Raw genomic sequence first — 2,037 nt, 5'->3', positions numbered from 1 at the left:
GATGGTATACCGAGTACTGAGGATAACTTAAAGGATGCTGCAAGTGGAGAGCATTATGAGTGGGTTGAAATGTATGAGCAATTTGCAAAGGATGCTGAAGAAGAAGGATTTAGAAAAATAGCATTTTTATTTAGAGAAGTAGGTAGGATAGAGAAACAGCATGAAGAGAGATATTTAGAGCTACTTAAAAATTTGCAAGAAAATAAAGTTTTTGAAAAAGAGGAAGAAATAGAATGGAGATGTATGAACTGTGGACATACACATAGAGGAAGCAAGGCATTAGAGATATGTCCAGTATGTGCTCATTCGAAGGCATTTTTTGAAGTGAAATCTGAAAAGTTTTAGATAAAAGTAGGAGCTATGATGCTCCTACTTTTTAATTGTAAGGCATTTAATTATATCTAAAAGTATTGAACTTCATATAATTAGAAAATAATTCACCTGGTATTATGATATTTTTGAACCTAAATTATATAATTGAAAATTAGTGTAGCGAACCTTAAAATAATAATCTTTAATTAAGTATCTATCATATGTTATTCTTTTATATACCGAATAAATTAATCTGAGATACTAGGGAGAGAACTATGAATAGTAAAATTAAACTGTTTAGCATACTTGTTATTACATTACTTATGCTCACAGGATGTTCAAATAAAAGTGCAAGTGATACAATAATAAGTTATTTTGATAAAGTAAAAGCAGGGGAAAATCAAGAGATAAACAATTACCTGATAGATACTATAAAGTTTTTAGAAAAAGAAGTTGAATCCACAGATGGATTATCCGATACAATGGATGAAGTGGTAAGTTTATTTATGTCTAAATTGGACATAGAAATACTATCAGAAAAGATTGAAAAGGATTTTGATACTATTAATATTAAACTTACAGGTATTAATATTAGAACGGCTTTAACAGAAATACTTGCTGATAAGATAAATAATATATGTTATGAGGATAAAGATGATCTAGAATGCCTTATGGATAAGATTGATTCTGGTAAGCTAGAAGAACGAGTAGGTGTAATAAAGTTAAATAAGGTCAATAACAAATGGGTAGTCAAAGTTGATGAAGATTTCAAGATGCTAATAATTGGAAAAATAGAGGATACGGATATTTTTCAGTAGATGGTGTACAATTAAATACTGAACCATCTAAAATTTTATAGTATAAAACATTTAGGTTTTATCGGTTATATTATGTACATTTATAAATATTAATGTTATAATAATAATCCATTTATGGGAATACTTGATTTAGTGTATAATATAAATGATAATATTTTCGATAGAGAGGATTAGGTGAAATTTATGATAGATGCAAAATTATTAGTTGAAAAAGCTTTCGAAGCTCAATCGTTTGCTTATGTTCCATACTCAGGATTTAAGGTAGGAGCAGCTATACTTGGTACAAATGGAAAGATATATCAAGGTTGTAATATAGAAAATGCAGCTTTTACACCAACAAACTGTGCAGAGAGAACAGCAATATTTAAGGCTGTTTCAGAAGGACAAAAAGAATTTACAGCTATAGCAATAGTTGGAAATAAGGGAGATCTTAAAGAAGGCGAAGGCGACTACTGTGCACCTTGTGGAGTATGTAGACAAGTAATAGCAGAGTTCTGTAGTGCAAAGGACTTTAAAATATATCTTGCTAAGAGTAGAGATGAATATAAGGAATATACTTTAGAAGAATTATTACCATTAGGATTTACAGGAAAAGATTTAGAGTAAGTTAAAAGCATTGTATCTACATAAAAGATACAATGCTTTCTTATTTTAATTAAACTATAATTTAATTTATATTTTCTCCAAAATTTTCACTAATGATTTTAGTATAGCTTATTGATTTTGATATTCTTTCGAGAATCTCTTGTTTATTGTCTAGGACAATATCTTTTTTATCATTCCATAGTTTTTCAAATAAACTATCACACATACCTCTAAAATCAGGGTCGCTTATTATAGAATAATAGTTTTTACCTGATACAGGGTGCATCTTTGTGAATTTTAGGTTCTTTGATAAGTATAGAGA

The 2,037-nt window shown here is 28.8% G+C and carries 4 protein-coding genes; 3 read left to right on the top strand and 1 reads right to left on the bottom strand.

The features are described from left to right. The 3 genes from CHL78_RS20025 to CHL78_RS20015 all read left to right on the top strand — a co-directional run. Positions 1–345, top strand: a 345-nt coding sequence (locus tag CHL78_RS20025; protein ID WP_147295872.1) for a rubrerythrin family protein, incomplete at its 5' end; no start/stop codon positions are given. Between the two features lie 242 nt (positions 346–587). Continuing rightward, the gene (locus tag CHL78_RS20020; RefSeq protein ID WP_116041766.1) at positions 588–1,130 is read left to right on the top strand and encodes a hypothetical protein; all 543 of its coding nucleotides are present in this window, start codon (positions 588–590) and stop codon (positions 1,128–1,130) included. A 183-nt stretch (positions 1,131–1,313) separates the two neighbouring features. Continuing rightward, positions 1,314–1,736, top strand: coding sequence for a cytidine deaminase (locus CHL78_RS20015; RefSeq protein WP_116041764.1), 423 nt, complete (start codon positions 1,314–1,316; stop codon positions 1,734–1,736). Between the two features lie 61 nt (positions 1,737–1,797). On the opposite strand, the gene CHL78_RS20930 is transcribed toward CHL78_RS20015, so the two are convergent. Further along, a partial coding sequence (locus tag CHL78_RS20930) for a hypothetical protein (RefSeq protein WP_158540745.1) occupies positions 1,798–2,037 on the bottom strand: 240 nt, incomplete at its 5' end.

The organism is Romboutsia weinsteinii (assembly GCF_002250835.2).
Classification (GTDB): Bacteria; Bacillota; Clostridia; order Peptostreptococcales; family Peptostreptococcaceae; genus Romboutsia_A; species Romboutsia_A weinsteinii.
This window is presented reverse-complemented; position numbering and strand designations above follow the sequence as displayed.